This is a genomic window from Thauera aromatica (assembly GCF_023093595.1).
Taxonomy (GTDB): domain Bacteria; phylum Pseudomonadota; class Gammaproteobacteria; order Burkholderiales; family Rhodocyclaceae; genus Thauera; species Thauera aromatica_A.
Genome location: NZ_JALLIK010000081.1, coordinates 1 through 18,007, shown reverse-complemented (window position 1 = coordinate 18,007; position 18,007 = coordinate 1). Strand labels below are relative to the sequence as shown.

Annotated in this window: 18 protein-coding genes; 8 read left to right on the top strand and 10 right to left on the bottom strand. The window is 69.1% G+C overall.

Features of this window, described 5'->3' with window-relative positions:
• Positions 1–21 precede the first annotated feature (21 nt).
• Positions 22–174: a rubredoxin gene (locus tag MXC99_RS03335; RefSeq protein ID WP_348772083.1), complete on the bottom strand. Its 153-nt coding sequence runs from the start codon at positions 172–174 to the stop codon at positions 22–24.
• Between the two features lie 127 nt (positions 175–301).
• On the opposite strand from MXC99_RS03335, the gene thiD reads away from it, so the two are divergent.
• From thiD to hemL, 3 genes are all read left to right on the top strand, one after another.
• Entirely contained in the window at positions 302–1,201 is a 900-nt protein-coding gene (thiD, locus tag MXC99_RS03330; RefSeq protein ID WP_247724179.1) for a bifunctional hydroxymethylpyrimidine kinase/phosphomethylpyrimidine kinase, read from the top strand.
• Entirely contained in the window at positions 1,194–1,823 is a 630-nt protein-coding gene (gene thiE / locus MXC99_RS03325) for a thiamine phosphate synthase (RefSeq protein WP_247724178.1), read from the top strand. The genes thiD and thiE overlap by 8 nt, the downstream gene beginning before the upstream one ends.
• A gap of 94 nt (positions 1,824–1,917) precedes the next feature.
• Positions 1,918–3,201 (top strand): glutamate-1-semialdehyde 2,1-aminomutase, encoded by a 1,284-nt coding sequence (hemL, locus tag MXC99_RS03320; protein WP_247724177.1) that lies wholly within the window; start codon positions 1,918–1,920, stop codon positions 3,199–3,201.
• 50 nt (positions 3,202–3,251) lie between these two features.
• Here hemL and mgtE read toward each other — a convergent pair whose 3' ends face one another.
• From mgtE to MXC99_RS03280, 8 genes are all read right to left on the bottom strand, one after another.
• Positions 3,252–4,694 carry a magnesium transporter gene (gene mgtE / locus MXC99_RS03315; protein WP_247724176.1) on the bottom strand — a complete coding sequence of 481 codons (1,443 nt, stop codon included), beginning with the start codon at positions 4,692–4,694 and terminating at the stop codon, positions 3,252–3,254.
• Between the two features lie 106 nt (positions 4,695–4,800).
• Positions 4,801–5,544 carry a monofunctional biosynthetic peptidoglycan transglycosylase gene (gene mtgA / locus MXC99_RS03310; protein WP_247724175.1) on the bottom strand — a complete coding sequence of 248 codons (744 nt, stop codon included), beginning with the start codon at positions 5,542–5,544 and terminating at the stop codon, positions 4,801–4,803.
• The gene (gene aroE / locus MXC99_RS03305) at positions 5,534–6,367 is read right to left on the bottom strand and encodes a shikimate dehydrogenase (protein WP_247724174.1); all 834 of its coding nucleotides are present in this window, start codon (positions 6,365–6,367) and stop codon (positions 5,534–5,536) included. The genes mtgA and aroE overlap by 11 nt, the downstream gene beginning before the upstream one ends.
• A 10-nt stretch (positions 6,368–6,377) precedes the next feature.
• A complete protein-coding gene (locus tag MXC99_RS03300; protein WP_247724173.1) occupies positions 6,378–7,313 on the bottom strand; it encodes an energy transducer TonB in 936 nt (311 codons plus the stop codon).
• 6 nt (positions 7,314–7,319) lie between these two features.
• Positions 7,320–9,227 carry a ribonuclease catalytic domain-containing protein gene (locus tag MXC99_RS03295; RefSeq protein WP_247724172.1) on the bottom strand — a complete coding sequence of 636 codons (1,908 nt, stop codon included), beginning with the start codon at positions 9,225–9,227 and terminating at the stop codon, positions 7,320–7,322.
• A 179-nt stretch (positions 9,228–9,406) separates the two neighbouring features.
• On the bottom strand, positions 9,407–9,997 hold the full coding sequence (locus MXC99_RS03290) for a YqiA/YcfP family alpha/beta fold hydrolase (protein WP_247724171.1): 591 nt from the start codon (positions 9,995–9,997) through the stop codon (positions 9,407–9,409).
• 11 nt (positions 9,998–10,008) lie between these two features.
• Positions 10,009–10,833 (bottom strand): undecaprenyl-diphosphate phosphatase, encoded by an 825-nt coding sequence (locus tag MXC99_RS03285; RefSeq protein ID WP_247724170.1) that lies wholly within the window; start codon positions 10,831–10,833, stop codon positions 10,009–10,011.
• Between the two features lie 144 nt (positions 10,834–10,977).
• Positions 10,978–11,499: a DUF2478 domain-containing protein gene (locus tag MXC99_RS03280; RefSeq protein WP_247724169.1), complete on the bottom strand. Its 522-nt coding sequence runs from the start codon at positions 11,497–11,499 to the stop codon at positions 10,978–10,980.
• A 90-nt stretch (positions 11,500–11,589) separates the two neighbouring features.
• Between MXC99_RS03280 and hrpA the strand changes: the two genes are divergently transcribed.
• Entirely contained in the window at positions 11,590–15,768 is a 4,179-nt protein-coding gene (gene hrpA, locus MXC99_RS03275; protein ID WP_247724168.1) for an ATP-dependent RNA helicase HrpA, read from the top strand.
• Between the two features lie 69 nt (positions 15,769–15,837).
• Here hrpA and MXC99_RS03270 read toward each other — a convergent pair whose 3' ends face one another.
• Positions 15,838–16,164, bottom strand: coding sequence for a hypothetical protein (locus MXC99_RS03270; RefSeq protein ID WP_247724167.1), 327 nt, complete (start codon positions 16,162–16,164; stop codon positions 15,838–15,840).
• A gap of 242 nt (positions 16,165–16,406) precedes the next feature.
• Between MXC99_RS03270 and rpsF the strand changes: the two genes are divergently transcribed.
• From rpsF to rplI, 4 genes are read left to right on the top strand one after another with little or no spacing between them, the layout of a single operon-like run.
• Entirely contained in the window at positions 16,407–16,793 is a 387-nt protein-coding gene (gene rpsF, locus MXC99_RS03265) for a 30S ribosomal protein S6 (RefSeq protein ID WP_247724166.1), read from the top strand.
• A 43-nt stretch (positions 16,794–16,836) separates the two neighbouring features.
• Positions 16,837–17,109: a primosomal replication protein N gene (priB, locus tag MXC99_RS03260; protein ID WP_247724165.1), complete on the top strand. Its 273-nt coding sequence runs from the start codon at positions 16,837–16,839 to the stop codon at positions 17,107–17,109.
• A gap of 2 nt (positions 17,110–17,111) precedes the next feature.
• Positions 17,112–17,387 carry a 30S ribosomal protein S18 gene (gene rpsR / locus MXC99_RS03255; protein ID WP_107219868.1) on the top strand — a complete coding sequence of 92 codons (276 nt, stop codon included), beginning with the start codon at positions 17,112–17,114 and terminating at the stop codon, positions 17,385–17,387.
• Between the two features lie 15 nt (positions 17,388–17,402).
• Positions 17,403–17,852 carry a 50S ribosomal protein L9 gene (gene rplI / locus MXC99_RS03250; protein WP_247724164.1) on the top strand — a complete coding sequence of 150 codons (450 nt, stop codon included), beginning with the start codon at positions 17,403–17,405 and terminating at the stop codon, positions 17,850–17,852.
• Positions 17,853–18,007 lie beyond the last annotated feature (155 nt).

Below are 18,007 nucleotides of genomic sequence, written 5' to 3'. Positions count from 1 at the left end.
TGCAGGGCCCGCGCCGCTCTTTCAGAGCTCGACCATGTCGAAATCTTCCTTGCGCGCATGGCACTCGGGGCAGGTCCAGGTGGAGGGGAGTTCTTCCCAGCGTGTGCCGGGGGCGATGCCTTCCTCGGGGAGGCCGGCGGCTTCATCGTAGATGAAGCCGCAGATTGCGCACATATAGGTTCGGTAGGGCTGATCCGCCATGTTTCGACCTGACTTGGGGGTAGAATCCGCTCGATCTTAACCCGAGCCCGCTCCCGCGGCGTCCACTTGCTGGCGCAGGCCGTGCGGCGCCTTCCCTGCCATGCCGATCGCGATTCCGGACACTCCGCCTGCCGTGCTGTGCCTTTCCGCGGGAGATGCCACCGCCGGCGGCGGGCTGGCCTCCGACGTGCTGACCCTGGGCAGCATGGGTTGCCACCCGTTGCCGGTGCAGACCGCGGCGCTGGTGCGCGACACCCGGGGGATCGATGAAGTGTGGGCGGCCGAGCCGGAGCTGCTGGTGCTCCAGACGCGCACGGTGCTCGAAGACATCCCGGTACGGGCGTTCAAGCTCGGCTTTTGCGGCAGCGTGGAAAACATCGCCGCGATCGCCGAAATCCTCTCCGACTACCCCGAGGTGCCGCTGGTGGTCGAGCCGGCCCTCCATGCGGCGCTGCTGCTCGGCGATGCGGGCGACGAAATTGCGCTTGCGCTGGCCGAGCTGATCCTGCCCCAGACCACGCTGCTGGTGGCCGACCGGCGCGAGCTGTGCCTGCTCGCCGGAGTCGCGGACGGCGACGTGGACGACGGCCCGGGCGAGGGCGCTGAGGAGGACGGTGAAGAGGACGGAGGCGGCATGCCGGCGGGGGCGGGAGAACTCGACGAAGCGCTCGCCCGCCTGCTCGGTGCGGGGGCCGAGTTCATCCTCCTCACCGGCGGCAGCGAGCACGGCCCGCAGTGCATCGACACCTTGTTCAGTGATGCCGGCGTGGTGCGCACCGATGCCTGGCCGCGCCTGTCGGGACGCTTCCTCGGTGCCGGGGCGACGCTGGCGGCCGCGGCTGCGGCCGCGCTCGCCCATGGCATGGCCCTGCCCGAAGCGGTGCGCGAGGCGCAGGAATTCACCCAGCAGACCTTGCGCCATGCCTACCGCGTCGGCATGGGCCGGGCGCTGCCCGACCGGTTCTTCTGGGCGCGCGGCAAGGACGACGAGGATGCCTGAGCGCGCCGCTGCGCTGCAGCGCGGCCTGTACGCGCTGACCCCCGACGAGGCCGATACCGCCCGCCTGCTGGCGCGGGCCGAGCAGGTGCTGGAAGGGCGCCCGGCCTTGTTCCAGTACCGCAACAAGACCGCCCCGGCGGCTTTGCGCCGGGTGCAGGCGCGTGCCCTGCAGGCCCTGTGCAGGGCGGCGGGCGTGCCCTTCATCATCAACGACGATCTCGTCCTCGCGCTCGAACTCGGCGCCGACGGTGCCCATCTCGGGCGCGAGGACGGCCCGCCGGCGGCGGCGCGCGCGGCGCTCGGCCGCGGGCGCATTCTCGGCCTCACCTGTTATGCCGACTGGACGCGCGCTGCCGAAGGGGCCGCGGCCGGAGCCGATTACCTCGCTTTCGGCGCGATGTTCCCGTCGGTGAGCAAGCCGCTCGCACCGCCGGCGCCGTTCGCGCTGCTCGCACGCGCGAAGCAGGCGTTCGGCCTGCCGGTGGCGGCGATCGGCGGCATCACCCTGGACAATGCTGGCGCACTGGTGGCCGCGGGGGCCGACCTGCTGGCGGTGATCAGCGATGTCTTTGCCGCCGAAGATCCGGCCATGCGCGCGGCGTCCTATCGCGCCTTGTTCTGAGGTTCGCCGTCGTCCTTGATCTGCAAGGCTGGACCCTGGCGCACCCGGGACGCGACAATGCGGCTTTTCGCCCGCACAGCAGGAAGCCCACGCCATGAACAGCCGCAACGAAGCCCTTTTCCAGCGCGCCCAGCGCAGCATTCCCGGTGGCGTCAATTCGCCCGTCCGTGCATTCCGCTCGGTCGGCGGCACGCCGCGCTTCATCGAGCGTGCCGAAGGGGCCCGCGTATGGGATGCCGACGGCAAGGCCTACATCGACTACGTCGGCTCCTGGGGGCCGGCGATCACCGGTCACGCCCATCCGGCGATCGTCGACGCGGTGCGCGCGGCGGCGTTGAAGGGCCTGTCCTTCGGCGCGCCGACCGAAGCCGAGGTGGAAATGGCCGAGCTCATCTGCGCGCTGCTGCCCTCGGTCGATATGGTGCGCCTGGTCAGCTCCGGCACCGAGGCGACGATGAGCGCGATCCGCCTCGCGCGCGGCTTCACCGGGCGCGACGCGATCGTCAAGTTCGAGGGCTGCTACCACGGCCATGCCGATAGCCTGCTGGTGAAGGCCGGCTCGGGCCTGCTCACGTTCGGCAACCCGTCTTCGGGCGGGGTGCCGGCGGATTTCGCCAAGCACACCATCGTCCTCGACTACAACGACCTGCAGCAGGTCGAGGACGTGTTCAAGGCGCGCGGCGGTGAAATCGCCGCGGTCATCGTCGAGCCGGTGGCGGGCAACATGAACCTGGTGAAGCCGCGCCCGGGCTTCCTCGAAGGGCTGCGCCGGATCTGCACGCAGTACGGCGCGGTGCTCATTTTCGACGAAGTGATGACCGGGTTCCGGGTCGGCCCGCAGGGCGTGCAGGGGCTGTACGGGATCACGCCCGACCTGACTACGCTCGGTAAGGTGATCGGTGGCGGCATGCCGGTGGGGGCGTTCGGCGGGCGGCGCGAGATCATGGAGAAGATCGCCCCGCTGGGCACGGTCTATCAGGCGGGCACGCTGTCGGGCAGCCCGGTGGCGGTGGCGGCGGGGCTGGTCTCACTGCAGCTGACGCGCGCACCCGGCTTCTACGACGCGCTCGCCGCGCGTACCCGGCGCCTCGTCGATGGCCTGTCGGCGGCGGCCGGGGAGGCGGGAATCACTTTCGCGGCGGATGCGGTGGGCGGCATGTTCGGGGTCTATTTCGCCGCCAAGGTGCCGGCCTCCTTCGCCGACGTGATGGCCTCGGAGCAGGCGCGCTTCAACCGCTTCTTCCACGCCATGCTGGAAGCCGGCCACTACTTCGCGCCCTCGGCGTTCGAGGCCGGCTTCGTGTCGGCGGCGCACGGCGAGGCCGAGATCGATGCCACCGTGGCGGCGGCGCGCGAGGTCTTTGCGAAGCTGGGGTAAGAAAGGCGGGAGGCTTGCGGGGCGGGGCCATCCCCCGCCTCGTCCCCCGCTCACAGCAGGAACAGCGTCGCCAGGCCGAGGAAGATGAAGAAGCCGCCCGAGTCGGTGAGCGCGGTGATCATCACCGAGCCGCCGAGCGCGGGGTCGGCGCCCAGGCGCTGGCGCAGCATCGGGATCAGCACGCCGGCGCTGGCTGCGAGCAGCAGGTTCAGCGTCATCGCCGCGGTCATCACCGCGCCGAGCTGGATGTTGCCGTACAGCCACCACGCGAGCACACCGAGCAACCCGCCCCATACCAGGCCGTTGATCAGGGCGACGCCGAGTTCCTTCTTCAGCAGGCGGTTCATCGCCGACTGTTCGACCTGGCCCATCGCGATCGCGCGCACGATCATGGTGATCGTCTGGTTGCCGGAGTTGCCGCCGATGCCGGCGACGATCGGCATCAGCGCGGCCAGCGCGACGAGTTTCTCGATCGAGCCTTCGAAGGCGCCGATCACGCGCGAGGCGATGAAGGCGGTGACCAGATTCACCGCCAGCCAGGCCCAGCGGTTTTTCACCGAGCTCCACACCGAGGCGAAGATGTCTTCCTCCTCGCGCAGGCCGGCGTTGCTGAGGATTTCGGCTTCGGACTCCTCGCGGATGAAGTCCACGACGTCGGCGACGGTGAGGCGGCCGATCACCCGCTTTTCACTGTCGACCACCGGCGCCGACACCAGGTCGTAGCGCTCGAAGGCCTGGGCCGCGTCGTCGGCCTCGTCCTCCGGAGTGAAGCTGATCACCGGCTCGCGGCGCATGACTTCCGAGACTTCGAGCTCGGGGTCGCTGATCAGCAGGGTTTCCAGGGTCAGGATGCCCTTCAGGTGCTCTTCGCGGTCGACGACGAAGAGCTTGTCGGTGTGGTCGGGCAGTTCGTCGAAGCGGCGCAGGTAGCGCAGCACGACTTCGAGGCTGACGTCCTCGCGCACCGTGACCATGTCGAAGTCCATCAGCGCGCCGACCGAGTCCTCGGGGTAGGACATCGCCGCGCGCAGCTGCTCGCGCCCTTCGCTGTCGAGCGACTGGAATACGTCCTGGATGATTTCGGGCGGCAGGTCGGGGGCGAGGTCGGCGAGCTCGTCGGCGTCGAGCGATTCCGCCGCGGCCTTGAGCTCGTCCGGCGCCATCGTCTCGATCAGCGACTCGCGCACCGCGTCGGAGACTTCGAGCAGGATCTCGCCGTCGCGCTCAGCCTTCACCAGATCCCACACGTACAGGCGCTCGTCGCGCGGCAGGGACTCGAGGATGAAGGCGATGTCGGCCGGGTGGAGGGTGTCGAGCTTGGTGCGCAGCGCGGACTCGTGCTGCTTGTGGACGAGATTCTCGACCAGCTCGTGGCGCGGCATGTCCTGGCGGTGGACCAGCTCTTCCACCACTTTCTGGCGTGCGAGCAGTTCCTGCACTTCGCGCAGGTGATGCTGGACGTCGTCGGGGTGAAGCTCTTCGGGCTGGGTCATCGCACGGGCCGTCGGCGGGAGGCGGGAAGGGCGAATTCTACGGGCTCGATACGGTGACGGCGACCCTGATCGTGTGACAGGCGGTGAATTTCGCCGGCCGCCCGGCTCAGGGGACTTCGGAGTAGGCCATGCGCTGTTGCACGCGTGCGGCGTGGGCCGCGAGGCGGGGACCGAAGGATCGTTCGTAGCGTCGCGGGTTGGGCAGCATCACAGCCAGCCGTGCGGCTTCGGCCGGGCCGAGCTGCGCCGCGGAGCGCGCGTAGTAATGCCGTGCGGCGGCCTCGGCGCCGAACACGCCGTCGCCCCATTCGGCGACGTTCAGATAAACCTCGAGGATGCGGCGCTTGCTCCAGAGCTGTTCGATCATCAGCGTGATCACCGCTTCCTGGCCTTTGCGCAGCCAGCTGCGCGATGGCGACAGGAACAGGTTCTTGGCCAGCTGCTGGCTGATCGTCGAGCCACCGGCGGTGGTGCGCCCGCGTTCTGCATTGCGTTCGAGCGCGCGGCGGATGCCTTCCCAGTCGAAGCCCTGGTGGTCGAGGAAACGGTCGTCCTCGGCGGCGACCACGGCGCGTTTCAGGTGGATGGAGATGCGTTCGTACGGGACCCACTGCTGCTGCAGGCGGGCATCCGGATCGTGCGTGCGCAGTTCGGTGAGACGCATGCGCATGAAGCTGGTGTCGCCGGGGTCGAAACGGCTCCACCAGATCACCTGGGTGAGCAGCACGCCCTGCCAGAACAGCACCAGCAGCGCGGCGGCGAGCAGAATTCCGCCGAGCCAGCCCGACCGCCGCCGCTGGCGTACGGCAGCGGCCAGCCGGCGCAGGAAGCGTTGCAGCTCAGCTCGCATCGATCAGGCGGCGCAGCGCGGCGAGTACCGGTGCGCTGTCCGGGCGCAGGCCCCGCCACAGGGTGAAGCTTTCCGCCGCCTGTTCGACCAGCATCCCCAGGCCGTCGGCGACGCGCACGGCGCCGTCGGCGCGCGCGGCGCGCATGAACGGGGTGTCGCCGCGGCCGTACATCATGTCGTAGGCGAGCGCGCCTTCGGCGTACAGGCCGGGCGGTAGCGGCGGCAGCTCGCCGGCGAGACTGGCGGCAGTGGCGTTGATGACGAGGTCGAAGCGCTCGCCGGCGAGTTCGTCGAAACCGCAGGCGTCGAGCGCAACGCCCGCGGCGTGCACGGCGAACAGCCCGGCCAGCGCGCGGGCCTTGCTCACGGTACGGTTGGCGATGATCAGGGCGGCGGGGCGGCTGTCGAGCAGGGGCAGCAGCGCGCCGCGCGTGGCGCCGCCTGCGCCCAGCAGCAGGATGCGCCGCCCGGCCGGCGCGCAGCCGAGGTTCGCGCTCAGATCGCGTACGAGACCGGCGCCGTCGGTGTTGTCGCCGAGAATCCCGGCAGGGTCGAACGCGAGCGTATTGACCGCGCCGGCCGCTTCGGCGCGCGGCGTGCGGCGGTTGGCCAGGGCGTAGGCTTCGAGCTTGAACGGGACGGTGACGTTCATGCCGCGCCCGCCGGCGGTGCGGAAGGCGTGCACGCTGGCGGCGAAGCCGTCGAGCGGGCCGAGCAGGGCTTCGTAGCGGAGCGCCTGCCCGGTCTGGCGAGCGAAGGCGGTGTGAATCCAGGGGGATTTGCTGTGGGCGATCGGGTTGCCGATGACGGCGTAGCGGTCCATGAGAGGGGTCTCAGTTGGCCCGGAGCTGGTCGCTGCCGGTGAAGCTCCAGGTGCGGGTGATTTCGAGGAGCTCGTAGTCCTTGCGGATGTCGGGCGGGAACGCGGCGTAGGGTGCGGCCAGGCGGACGATGCGTACGGCGGCGTCGTCGAGGACCTTGTGCCCGGAACTGCGCTGGACGTGGACTTCGCCGACCGAGCCGTCGGCGCGGATCGTCACCGACAGCAGCAGGTTGCCGTAGAGTTTGCCGCGCGCGGCTTCGGGGTAGTTCAGCGCACCGACGCGCTCGACTTTCAGGCGCCAGTCCTCGAGGTAGCGGGCGAAGCGGTATTCCTGCGCCCGCGAACCGATGAATTTCTTGCGCGGCAGCTTGGCCAGATCCTGCAGCGAATGATCGATGGTGGCCTCGAGGCGGGCGACGGCCGCGGCGCTGTCGAGCAGATCCAGCCCGCTGACGGCGGGCTTCGGTTCGGCGACGGGGAGCGGCGGTGGTTCGCTCCGCTTCGGGGCGGTCGCGACCCGGGCCGCCGCCGTGTCGCGGGTGAGGGCCGGTTTGGGCGTGCGCGCGGACTCGGGAGCGCGGCGCCTGGCCTCCGCCAGCGCATCGCCGTTGCGGCGCGCGGGCTGGGGGGGCAGGGGGGTGCTCGGGCGGGCGTCCTGCGCGCTGCGGCCGCCGCCGTCGATGTTCGCTTGGGCGAGGACTTCGGCTTTCTCCGCGGGGCGGGCGTGGCGGGCATTGACCAGCACCACTTCCAGGCCCCGGTCGCGCACCGCTGCGGCCTCGGGCAGGCGGAAGCGCACGCTCAGGAGCAGGCCGTGGAGTGCGAGCGAGAGGGCGAAGGCCGACAGCAGCAGCGCCCGGCCGCGCGGGTGCGGGCAGCGCCCTCCGCTCCGGCCTTGTGCCGCCCGGGCGGCGGTGGCGAACTGCGGATCGGCGGCCCGTTCCATCGGCGCTCAGGCGAAACCGAATCCGGGCTCGGTGACGGTTTCCGGGTCGGGTTCGGACAAGGTCCGCACGAAGCGGGCATCGACTTCGACGTCGAGCAGGTCGGTACGCTCGACGACCAGGCGCACCCGGCTGCCGGGCATCTGCAGCGGCATCGAGGGAACGCGGAAGACGAGCGGGATTTCGCTCAGGCGGACGACGTTCTCGCGCAGCACGGTGGCTTCGACTTCGCCGCGGCCGTGCTGGCGCAGCCAGCGCAGGCACCAGTAGCGCTCCATGCCGCGCTGGAACTCGGCGTATTCGGCGTAGGTGAGCTCGAAGTCGCGCATCGCCGCCATCAGCTCGGCCGATTTCGGTGCGAAAGCCGGTTCGCGGGCCTGCAGCACGGAAACGATCTGCCACTGGTTGACCAGGTCCACGTAGCGCCGCAGCGGTGAGCTGGACCACGCGTAGCAGTCCACGCCGAGGCCCTCGTGGGGCGCGGCGACCGTGGTCATGCGCACCTTGCCGCCGCCCTGGGCGCGGTACAGGCCGGGCACGCCGGCGGCGTCGAGCAGTTTGCCCCAGGTCATGTTGGCGTGGATCATCAGCTCGGCGACCAGCTTGTCCATCGGCGAGCCGCGCGAGCGCCGGCCGATGCTGATCCGGCCGGGACCGTCGGCGGTGTCCTCGGTCCAGTCCACGCTGAAGCTGTAGTCGATGCGGTCCTCGTTGCCGGCGGCCTTGCCGCGTCCGGCCTCGAGGACGGTGGCCAGATCCCACAGCAGGGTCAGCTCGCGCTTCCAGGCGAAGTCGGGGCCCTCGCCATGCACGGTATCGTCGTTGAACAGCGGTTCGATGTCGTGGTGGCGCAGGTTGGCGACGATGGGCACGAGCTCGACCCGGCTTTCTTCGCCGACGATCGCCAGCCCGGGGGTGAGATCGAGGTACAGCGACACTGCCGGGCAGTCGCGCCCTTCGGCGAGGGTGAAGGCGTGCACGACTTCGTCGGGCAGCATGGTGATCTTGTTGCCCGGCATGTACACCGTCGACAGACGGCGGCGAGCAATCGCGTCCAGCGCCGAGCCGCGGGCGAAGCCCAGCGCCGGGGCGGCGATGTGGATGCCGATGCGCCAGCCGCCCTCGGCGCGCGGGGTTACCGAGAAGGCGTCGTCGATCTCGGTGGTGGACGCGTCGTCGATCGAGAACGCGGCGACGTCCGCGCGCGGCAGCGCGGTGGGCGGCACGGGGGCATCGAAGGCGGCGAAGGCCACACCTTCGGGGAAATGCTCGAAGAGGAAGCGGTTGTAGTGGAAGTCGTAGCTCGAGGCGAGCGCGCCGCAGGCGAGCAGCAGGCGCGCCGCCGACAGCCCGCTGTCGACGCAGGCGGCCTCGAGCGCCTTGACTTCCGGGCGGTTGCGGTCGGGACGGTAGAGCGCCTGCGGCAGCAGGGCGGCGAGCTCGGGCGGCAGGCGGCCGGCGACGAGCTCGGCGCGCATGTGCTCGATCGCGGCCGCCTGCTGGCGTTTTTTCTCCAGCCCGGCGAGTGCGGCCTGGAGGATTTCGGTCGGCGCCTTGCGGAACCGCCCCCGGCCCTTGCGGTGGAACCAGATCGGCGCCGAATGCAGGCGCAGCAGCACGGCGGCGGATTCGACCGCGGTCGGGCTGTGGCCCTGGTATTCGGCGGCGAAGTCGGTGAACGCGAACTCGTCGTCGCCGCACACTTCCCACAGGAACTCGACGTCGAGCTCCTCGGCGCCGGCTTCGGCGCGGGCGAGCAGTTCCGCCGGAGCGGGCTCGCGGAATTCGAGCAGGACATGGGCGCGCTTGAGTTTCACCCGCTTGCCGTGGGTGTTCTCGATCTGCAGCGTGGCATCGTTATCGGCGAGGACGGTGCCGGCCTTGAAGGCGCCGTCCTCTTCATACAGCACGAACATCGGCATCCGCCTGGTGAAGTCAAGCGCACTAGTTTACTGGATTCGGCCCCCGGCTCCGAAACCGATTCGATCTCGGCGGCAGGGCAATGTCTCTCGGGGTTTTTCCGGCCGCGGTCCGGGACGCCTCCGCCGGGGCGGCGCGCATCCGTACCGCAGGCGGCGGGGGTGCTCCTGCGGAGTCATCGGTCGGCCGCCGTGTCCGCTCCGGCGAACGCGATCACCGCGTCGAGGTAGTCGTCCCAGCGCGAAAAGCCGTGGTTGCCGCCGTCGAGCACGGTGTGGCGGGCGCCGGCGTATTTTTCCACCGCATGGCGGTAGTCGAGCACCTCGTCACCGGTTTCCGCCAGCAGCCAGTAGCGTTGCGGGCGGGTGATGCGGGGCACCTCGAGGGCGCGGGTTTCGTCGATGTGGGCGGCGGTGAAGGTGAAGCGCTCGCCGGTGTACAGATTGGCCTGGGGGCCGAGGTAGCGTTCCAGCGACAGCGGCGCGACCACCGCCGGATTGACCAGTACGGCGCGCAGGCCGTGGCGTTCGGCGAGCCAGGTGGCGTAGTAGCCGCCGAGCGAGCTGCCGACCACGGCCGGCTGCCGGCCGGCGGCGAAGCTGCGCTGGAGCGCCTGTTCGGCGAGCGCGACCGCGGCGCGCGGCGACACCGGCAGCTGTTCGCACCAGAAGCGTTCGGCGAGGCCGCGCTCGGCCATGCGCGCGCGCAGGGCGGTGGCCTTGACCGAGGCCGGGGCCGAGCAGAAGCCGTGCAGGTAGATGATCATCGGCGGCGGGCTCAGGGTTCCGACCACGCCACCCAGCCGAACTGCCAGGTCGCGAGCACGAACAGGCCGAAGGCGATGCGGTACCAGGCGAAGGCGATGAAGGTGTGGTTGGAGATGAAGCGGATGAAGCCTTTCACCGCCCACATCGCGGCGACGAAGGAGGCGATGAAACCGACGGCGAACACCGGCAGGTCTTCGAGCCGCAGCAGCGCCCAGTTCTTGTACAGGTCGTAGGCGGTGGCGGCGAACATCGTCGGGATGGCGAGGAAGAAGGAGAACTCGGCCGCGGTCTTGCGCGACAGGCCGAAAATCAGCCCGCCCATGATCGTCGCTCCCGAGCGCGAGGTGCCCGGAATCATCGCCAGCGCCTGGGCGAAGCCAACCTTCAGCGCATCCGTCCAGCGCAGCTCGTCGACCGCATTCAGGCGCGGATGGTAGGCGCGCTTTTCGACGTAGAGGATCACCAGGCCGCCGACCACCAGGGCGCTGGCGACGGTGATCGGGTTGAACAGCAGGCCCTTGATCGTGGAATGGAACATCAGTCCGAGGACCGCGGCGGGCAGGAAGCCGACGAACAGCAGACCGACGAAGCGGCGCGCGCTGCGCTCGGCGGGCAGCCCGGCGGCGACGGCGGCCAGCTTGTCGCGGTAGTCCCAGCACACGGCGAGGATGGCGGCGAGCTGGATGACGATCTTGAACACCTTGCTGGTGTCGTCGGTGTAGCCGAGCAGATCGCCGACGATGATCAGGTGGCCGGTGGACGAGACCGGGAGAAATTCGGTGAGGCCTTCGATGATGCCGAGGACGAGGGCGATGAGGAGGAGGGGAAAATCCATGCAGCGGGGGTGTCCGACAGATTGGGAGGAGGCGGCGCCGGGCGGCCGGTGTCGGCGACGGCGTTGTGGCGTGGGCGCGAAGCCCGGGATTATAGCGGGCGGGGGGCGCGCCGCCGTCGCCGCAGCCGGGGGGCCGTCGAGGAGTCAGAGGTCGACCTGAAGCTCGGACCACCAGCGCAGGACTGCGTCCACGTCGGGCGGCAGCAGGGTGCAGTCGCCGCCGGTGAATTCCTCCCATTCGGCGAGGAAGCGCTCGCCCACCGCGGTGAGCAGCGGCACACCGGCGAGCACGGCTTCGCCCATCTCGTCGCGCAGGCCGGCACCGAACGCCTCCTGGGCGCCGAACTTGTTGATGACGATGAGATGGACGCCGCGCGCGATCGCACCGCGCACCGCGACCGAGCCGCGCGCCAGCGCGTCCGGGTCCACCCGGCACGACACCGAACCGCGGCCCAGCTCCTGCGACAGCGGAATGCTTTCGCCGGTCTCGAGGTTCTCGAGCTGCATCGCGCAGGGGTCTTCCTCGATGACGTTGGCGACGTCGTGCTGGAGCACACCGCCGAGCTTAACGCCACGCTCGCCGAGGGCGCGGGTGGCGCGGGCGAGCAGGGCTTCGATGTGGTCGGTGGGCTTGTAGACGACGGCGGCGATCGGATGGACAGGCATGGTCGGACTCTTCGAGGCGTTGGCGCGTATTGTCGCACTGCCGCGCCGACAAGGGGATAATGCGCGCCCAATCGAGCCGAATGCGAATCCATGAGGGCTGAACCCCAGGGCGCCGTCCGCCCGTCCCGACCCCCCGACCTTGACGACTGCCTGAGCGCGGATCGCCCCCGCCTGCGCCGGCTGGCGCGCGAACTGGGCCGCGGCGCACGCTCCGGCGGCGATCGTCCGGCCCGCCTGCAGGCCGATTTCGAGGCCCTGCTCGCGCGTTCGCGCGCCGCCTTCGCCGCGCGCCGTGCCGCGCTGCCGGTGCCCGGGTTTCCGCCCGAGCTGCCGGTGTCGGCACGTCGCGACGAGATCGCCGCCGCGCTCGCCGCCCACCAGGTGATCATCGTCTGCGGCGAGACCGGCTCGGGCAAGACCACCCAGCTGCCCAAGATCGCGCTGACGCTGGGGCGCGGCGTCGCCGGCCTGATCGGCCACACCCAGCCGCGCCGGCTGGCGGCGCGCGCGACCGCGAGCCGCATCGCCCAGGAACTCGCCAGCCCGCTCGGCCAGGCGGTCGGCTACAAGATCCGGTTTACCGACAAGATCGGCCCGGCGAGCTACGTCAAGCTGATGACCGACGGCATCCTGCTCGCCGAAACCCAGACCGATCCGCTGCTCGCCGCCTACGACACGCTGATCATCGACGAGGCCCACGAGCGCAGCCTCAACATCGATTTCCTGCTCGGCTACCTGAAGACGTTGCTGCCGCGCCGGCCCGACCTCAAGGTGGTAGTGACCTCGGCGACGCTCGATGCGGAGCGCTTCGCGCAGCATTTCGCCGATGCCGCCGGGACGCCGGCGCCGGTGATCGAAGTGTCGGGCCGGCTCTATCCGATCGAGCTGCGTTACCGCCCGGTGGCGGGTGAGGAGGGCGAGGAGGGCGAGCGCGCCGCCGCGCCGCGGAAGGACAGGGGCCGCGACCTGATGGACGCGCTGGTCGATGCGGTCGATGAGGCCCAGCGCTGCGGGCCGGGCGACGTGCTGGTGTTCCTGCCCGGCGAGCGCGAGATCCGCGAAGCGGCCGAGGCCCTGCGGAAGGCCCATCACCTGCCGGGCACCGAGATCCTGCCGCTGTTCGCGCGCCAGTCGGCGCAGGAGCAGGCGCGGGTGTTCTCGCCCTCGAACGGGCGGCGGGTGGTGTTGTCGACCAACGTCGCCGAGACTTCGCTGACCGTGCCGGGCATCCGTTACGTGGTCGATACCGGGCTGGCGCGGGTCAAGCGCTACTCGCCGCGCAACAAGGTCGAGCAGCTGCAGATCGAGAAGATCGCGCAGTCGGCGGCGCAGCAGCGCGCCGGGCGTTGCGGCCGGGTCATGGACGGGATCTGCCTGCGCCTCTACGACGAGGACGATTTCAATCGCCGCCCGGCGCACACCGACCCCGAGATCCTGCGCGCCTCGCTCGCCGGGGTGATCCTGCGCATGAAGGCACTCCGGCTCGGCGCGGTGGAGGACTTCCCCTTCATCGATGCGCCGGGTTCGCGCCTGATCGGTGACGGTTATGCCTTGCTCGCCGAGCTCGGCGCGGTGAGCGATGACGATGAACGCAAGCTCACGCCGACCGGCGTCGAGCTCGCCAGGCTGCCGCTCGACCCGCGCATCGGCCGCATGATCCTCGCTGCGCGCGACCGCGGTGCGCTCGCCGAAGTGCTGGTGATCGCCGCCGCGCTGTCGGTGCAGGACCCGCGCGAGCGCCCGCAGGATAGTCCGGGTGCGGCCGACCAGGCGCACGCGAAGTTCCGCGGCGGCGAACAGGACCAGAAGTCCGAGTTTCTGTGGTATTGGCTCGTGTGGAAGGCCTGGGACGAAGTCCAGCGCCACGAATCGTCCAGCAAGCAGAAGGCCTGGTGCAAGAAGCACTTCCTTTCATACCTGCGCATGCGCGAGTGGCGCGACGTGTTCACCCAGCTCCACTCCTTGTGCACCGAACACGGCTGGAAGGAAAACACCCAGCCGGCAAACTACGAGGCGATCCACAAGGCCTTGCTCGCCGGCCTGCTCGGCAACATCGGCTGCAAGGTGGAGGACGGAGAGGGTGGTGGCAAGGGCGCGCAGGCCGGCGCCTACCTGGGCGCGCGCGGGATCAAGTTCTGGCCCCACCCCGGCTCGGCGCTGGCGAAGAAGGCGGGTAAGTGGATCATGGCCGCCGAGCAGGTCGAGACCAGCCGCCTGTTCGGCCGCTGCATCGCGCGCATCGAACCGGAGTGGGTGGAGGACGTCGGTGGCCATCTGGTCAGGCGCCAGGTGTTCGAGCCGCACTGGTCGAAGTCGTCCGGCGCGGTGCGCGCCTGGGAGCGCGGCTCGCTGTACGGCTTGGTGATCTACCCGCGCCGCGGCGTACCCTACCGCGAGATCGATCCGGCGCTGTGCCGGGAGCTGCTGATCCGCGAAGGCCTGGTGCAGGGCGAGATCGCCGAGGGGCCGGCGCGGGCGATGCCTTTCCTCACCCACAACCAGCGCCTGGTAGCGGAGATCGAGCGCCTCGAGCACAAGTCGCGCCGCCCCGACGTGCTGGTGGATGAGGCCCTGATCGAGGCCTTCTACGACAGCAAGATCCCCGCGGAGGTGCTGGACCTCGCCGCGTTCGAGGCCTGGCGCAAGCCGGCGGAAAAGGCCGAGCCGAAGCTGCTGCACCTGTCGCGCGAGCAGTTGATGCGCCACGAGGCCGAGGGCGTCACCACCGAGCGCTTCCCCCCGGCGCTCGATGTGCTGGGGCAGAAGCTGAAGCTTGTTTACTTGCACCAGCCCGGCGAGGCCGACGACGGGGTGACGCTGATCGTGCCGCTGGCGATGCTCAATCAGGTTCCTGCCAATCGCTGCGAGTGGCTGGTGCCGGGGCTGCTGGAAGAGAAGGTCGCGGCGCTGATGAAGACCGTGCCGCAGAAGCATCGCCACCGCCTGCAGCCGGTGGCCGAGAGCGCGGCGGCGTTCATGGCGGCGTTCGAGGCCGGCGAGTTCGACCTCGACGAGCCGCTGTTGAAGACCTTGCAGCGCTTTGTCGAGGAGCGCGTGCAGCTGAAGCTGCCGCTGGAGAGCTTCCGCGCGGAGAACCTCAAGCCGCATGGCTTCATGAACTTTCGCGTGATCGACGAGCACGGCCGGGTGCTGGGGCAGTCGCGCAACCTGATGGAGCTGCGCACGCGCTTTCGCGAGCAGGTGGCGGCGCGCTTTTCGGCGGCGACGATCGGCGGGGCGCTGGCCGCAGCGCGGTCGGCAGCTGGAGAGACGGGCAAGGAGGGGGCGGGATCCGCCGCGAACCGTGCCGCAGCCGCGGCGGGCGGGAGCGAAGGCGGTGAGCGCGGCGGCGAACGCGGGGCGCATGGAGTGTCGGCGGGTGGTGCCGGGGGGGGCGATGCTTTTGCCGGTGGTGCGCTGTCCGGGTTTGCCGCGTGGACGTTCGGGGCCTTGCCCGAGCTGCTGGAAATCCGCGTCGCCGGTCGCGAAGTGATCGGTTTTCCCGCGCTGCACGACGACGGTGACAGCGTCTCGCTGCGCCCCTACGACACGCCGGAAGAGGCTGCGCGGGTGCACCGCCGCGGCCTGTTGCGGCTGTTCGCGCTGAGCCTGAAGGACCAGGTGCGCGCCATCGAACGCTTGCCGGGACTGCGCGACCTGGCGCTGCAGTATATGAGCTTCGGCACCGAAGCCGAACTGAAGGGGCGGCTGGTCGAGGCGACGCTGGCACGCTGCTGCCTGCTCGAACCCCTGCCGGCCGATGCCGAATCCTTCACCCGCCGCTGCACTGAAGCCAAACCCCGTGTCAGCCTGGTGGCGCAGGAATTCATACGCCTGGCCAACCAGCTCGTCGCCGAGCATCTCGGGGTGCAAAAGCGCCTCTCCGGGCTGAAGTCCTTTCCGGAGGTCGTAGCCGACATCCAGGCCCAGCTCGCCGGCCTGCTGCCGAAGGATTTCCTGGTCGCGTTTCCGTGGGAGCGTCTGGCGCACTTTCCGCGCTATCTCAAGGGCGTGTCGGTGCGGCTCGACAAACTTCGCAACAATCCGGCGCGCGACGCTCAGGCGATGGCCGAGTGGAAAGGCCTGGCTCAAGCCTGGGAGCGCGAACGCAGTGACCGCCGCCGGGCCGCGGTGGATGATCCGGCGCTGGAGGAGTTCCGCTGGCTGCTCGAGGAGCTACGGGTGGGTTTGTTCGCGCAGGAACTGAAGACCCCGATGCCGGTGTCGGCCAAGCGCCTGCAGAAAATATGGAAGAGCCGGCCGCGTTAAGGCTGGCCGCGCCAAGGTCGGCTCTGTCCAGGCGGCTTCGTCCGAGCCCGCGTGGCGCTCGCGCGCGAATCAGCGGATCGGGATGACGATCGGGGGAATGTTGATCCCGATCACCACTGCCGGCGAGCGGCTGTAGCTGTAGGAGCGGTACGGCCTTTCATGGTAGTGGTGATGGACCACCGGAGGCCGGTAGTAACGCGGGTGCTCGCGTACGACCACCGTTTCCCGATAAACGACGTGCTTGTCCTGATGGTGGTGATGGTGGTGGTGCTTCTTGTGTTCCCAGCCATGATCACGGCTGTCCCAGCGGTCGGCATGCGCTGCCGTTGCGCCGGTGGCGAGGACGCAACCGCACAGTAGTGCGGTGAAGGTCTTGCGGATGATGGTCGTGCTCATGAGATCGGTCTCGTTCGTGCGGTCGTTCCGGGGCTGTTCCCCGATGCTTGAATCGTAGGCGAGACGCGGTGCGTGCAGCGGAGAAGAGTGTAAGCGGGGTTTTGTAACGCCTGCGGCAGAGCTTGCGCGGAGTGATGCGAAACTTTGATTTTTCAGTATTTGTGGCTAGAATTCCGCTCTTCCCCTTGCTCCACCGGATTCGCATGCCGGGGAGCTGCTTCAAACAACCGCAAGGAGTCTGCATGCGACACTACGAAATCGTATTCATCGTCCACCCGGACCAGTCCGAACAGGTGCCGGCGATGGTCGAGCGCTACAAGACCATCGTCACCGGCCGCAGCGGCCAGATCCACCGCCTGGAAGACTGGGGTCGCCGCCAGCTGGCCTACCCGATCCAGAAGGTGCATAAGGCGCACTACGTGCTGATGAACATCGAGTGCGATGGCGAAACGCTGGGCGAACTCGAGCACGCATTCAAGTTCAACGATGCCGTGCTGCGCCACCTCACCATCAAGATGAAGAAGGCGGTGACCGCGCCTTCGCCGATGATGAAGGAAGAGAAGTCGCGCTCACTGAGCACCGGCTCCGACGAAGCCAAGCCGGCCGGCAGCGAAGCCGCTGCCGCCTGATTTGCCTGATCCGGGTGTGAACGAACTGCGCCTCGATGCGCGCGTGGCCGAAGTGCTGCCGCTGCGTCGAACGCCTGCCGGCGTGCCGGTCGCAAGCTGTGTCCTGGCGCATGCGTCGAAACAGCTCGAAGCGGGTCTGATCCGCGATGTTTCGATCGAAGTGCAGGCCGTGGCGTTGGGCGAACTGGCTGCAGTGCTGGCTTCGGCAGTGCCGGGGGGGGCGATCCGCGCCACCGGATTTCTCGCCGCGAAGAGTCAGCGCAGTCGCAACCCGGTCCTGCACCTGAACACAATCGAATTTCTCGAAGGAAACTGAAAATGGCCTTCAAGCCCAAATCCAAGTTCAAGAAGAAGGACGACCGCGGCGGTCGTGGTCTGTTCAAGCGTCGCAAGTTCTGCCGCTTTACCGCGGAAAAGATCGAGGAAGTCGACTACAAGGATATCGATATCCTCAAGGACTTCATCACCGAAAACGCCAAGATCATGCCGGCGCGCATCACCGGGACCAAGGCCGGCTACCAGCGCCAGCTGTCGGTCGCGGTCAAGCGCGCCCGCTTCCTGGCGCTGATGCCTTACACCGACCTGCACCAGTAAGAGGGGAGCGAACTCATGCAAATCATTCTTCTCGAGAAGGTCGTCAACCTCGGTGGTCTCGGCGACGTGGTCAAGGTCAAGGACGGCTACGCCCGCAACTTCCTGATTCCTCAGGGCAAGGCCAAGCGTGCCACGCAGGCCAACCTGGCCGAATTCGAAGCGCGCCGCGCCGAGCTTGAGCGCGTGCAGGCTGAAAAGCTCGCCGCCGCCCAGGAACTCGCCGGCAAGCTCGAAGGGGTCAGCGTCCAGGTCGCCCGCAAGGCTGGCATGGACGGCCGCCTGTTCGGTTCGGTCAGCAACGCCGACGTGGCTGAAGCGCTCGCGGCCCAGGGCTTCGGCATCGACCGCTCCTCGATCCGCATGCCGGACGGCCCGCTCAAGCAGGTTGGTGAAGTGCAGCTCGAAGTCGCGCTTCACGCCGACGTGCTCGCGAACGTCACCGTCGCGGTGGTTGGCGAACAGTAAGGCGATTGCGTCCTCGATCAAAAAGGGCTGCCACGTGCAGCCTTTTTTTTTGGTGCGCCCGGCAGGGCGCACTCACTTGGAGGTGAAAGTCCTCTACTCGCCCGGCAAGGGGAAGAGTTAGCTGAACGGCAAGGGTGTCGCGGGTAACTGCGAAT

Bases quoted from the DNA above. Each gene is read 5' to 3' on its own strand.
- mtgA (WP_247724175.1), bottom strand. From the start codon at position 5,544: ATGCGAGCTGAGCTGCAACGCTTCCTGCGCCGGCTGGCCGCTGCCGTA.
- thiE (WP_247724178.1), top strand. From the start codon at position 1,194: ATGCCTGAGCGCGCCGCTGCGCTGCAGCGCGGCCTGTACGCGCTGACC.
- MXC99_RS03290 (WP_247724171.1), bottom strand. From the start codon at position 9,997: ATGATCATCTACCTGCACGGCTTCTGCTCGGCCCCGGCCTCGGTCAAG.
- thiD (WP_247724179.1), top strand. From the start codon at position 302: ATGCCGATCGCGATTCCGGACACTCCGCCTGCCGTGCTGTGCCTTTCC.
- MXC99_RS03295 (WP_247724172.1), bottom strand. From the start codon at position 9,227: ATGTTCGTGCTGTATGAAGAGGACGGCGCCTTCAAGGCCGGCACCGTC.
- rpsF (WP_247724166.1), top strand. From the start codon at position 16,407: ATGCGACACTACGAAATCGTATTCATCGTCCACCCGGACCAGTCCGAA.
- aroE (WP_247724174.1), bottom strand. From the start codon at position 6,367: ATGGACCGCTACGCCGTCATCGGCAACCCGATCGCCCACAGCAAATCC.
- hemL (WP_247724177.1), top strand. From the start codon at position 1,918: ATGAACAGCCGCAACGAAGCCCTTTTCCAGCGCGCCCAGCGCAGCATT.
- MXC99_RS03300 (WP_247724173.1), bottom strand. From the start codon at position 7,313: ATGGAACGGGCCGCCGATCCGCAGTTCGCCACCGCCGCCCGGGCGGCA.
- rplI (WP_247724164.1), top strand. From the start codon at position 17,403: ATGCAAATCATTCTTCTCGAGAAGGTCGTCAACCTCGGTGGTCTCGGC.
- mgtE (WP_247724176.1), bottom strand. From the start codon at position 4,694: ATGACCCAGCCCGAAGAGCTTCACCCCGACGACGTCCAGCATCACCTG.
- hrpA (WP_247724168.1), top strand. From the start codon at position 11,590: ATGAGGGCTGAACCCCAGGGCGCCGTCCGCCCGTCCCGACCCCCCGAC.
- MXC99_RS03285 (WP_247724170.1), bottom strand. From the start codon at position 10,833: ATGGATTTTCCCCTCCTCCTCATCGCCCTCGTCCTCGGCATCATCGAA.
- MXC99_RS03270 (WP_247724167.1), bottom strand. From the start codon at position 16,164: ATGAGCACGACCATCATCCGCAAGACCTTCACCGCACTACTGTGCGGT.
- MXC99_RS03335 (WP_348772083.1), bottom strand. From the start codon at position 174: ATGTGCGCAATCTGCGGCTTCATCTACGATGAAGCCGCCGGCCTCCCC.
- MXC99_RS03280 (WP_247724169.1), bottom strand. From the start codon at position 11,499: ATGCCTGTCCATCCGATCGCCGCCGTCGTCTACAAGCCCACCGACCAC.
- rpsR (WP_107219868.1), top strand. From the start codon at position 17,112: ATGGCCTTCAAGCCCAAATCCAAGTTCAAGAAGAAGGACGACCGCGGC.